This is a genomic window from Pseudoxanthomonas jiangsuensis, assembly GCF_010093185.1.
GTDB classification, from domain to species: Bacteria; Pseudomonadota; Gammaproteobacteria; order Xanthomonadales; family Xanthomonadaceae; genus Pseudoxanthomonas; species Pseudoxanthomonas jiangsuensis.
In genome coordinates this window covers 1-582 of sequence record NZ_PDWL01000112.1, presented here as the reverse complement: position 1 = coordinate 582, position 582 = coordinate 1, and the positions used below count along the sequence as shown (strand labels likewise).

General features: G+C 61.0%; 1 protein-coding gene. It reads right to left on the bottom strand.

Annotation, left to right across the window (positions count from 1 at the left end):
* A partial coding sequence (locus CSC62_RS17530; protein WP_162407908.1) for a GspE/PulE family protein occupies positions 1–582 on the bottom strand: 582 nt, incomplete at both ends.

Below are 582 nucleotides of genomic sequence, written 5' to 3'. Positions count from 1 at the left end.
TCACCGCACGGCGCAGTTCGTCGTTCATCACCAGGAATTCGACGATGGTGGTGCGTCCAAGATACCCGGTAGGTGCGGTGGCCGAGGGACGCGGGCGATACAGAAAGATGTCGCCCTCCGGTTGCAGGCGGCGCAGATCGAACTTGGCGATTTCTTCCGGCGAAGCCGCATAGCGCTCGGCATTGGCCAGGTCGAGTTTGCGCACCAGACGCTGCGCCAGGATGCCGTTGATGGTGGAGGTGAGCAGATAATCCTCCACGCCCATGTCGAGCAGACGAGTGATGCCGCCGGCCGCGTTATTGGTGTGCAGCGTGGACAGCACCAGGTGGCCGGTGAGCGCGGACTGGATCGCGATGCGTGCGGTTTCCAGATCGCGCATTTCGCCGATCATGATGATGTCCGGATCCTGACGCACGATGCTGCGCAATGCGTTGGCGAAATCCAGCCCGATCTGCGGCTTGGCCTGGATCTGGTTGATGCCTTCGATCTGGTATTCCACCGGGTCTTCGACGGTGATGATTTTCACATCCGAGGTGTTGAGCTGGCTCAACGCGGTGTACAGCGTGGTGGTCTTGCCCGAAC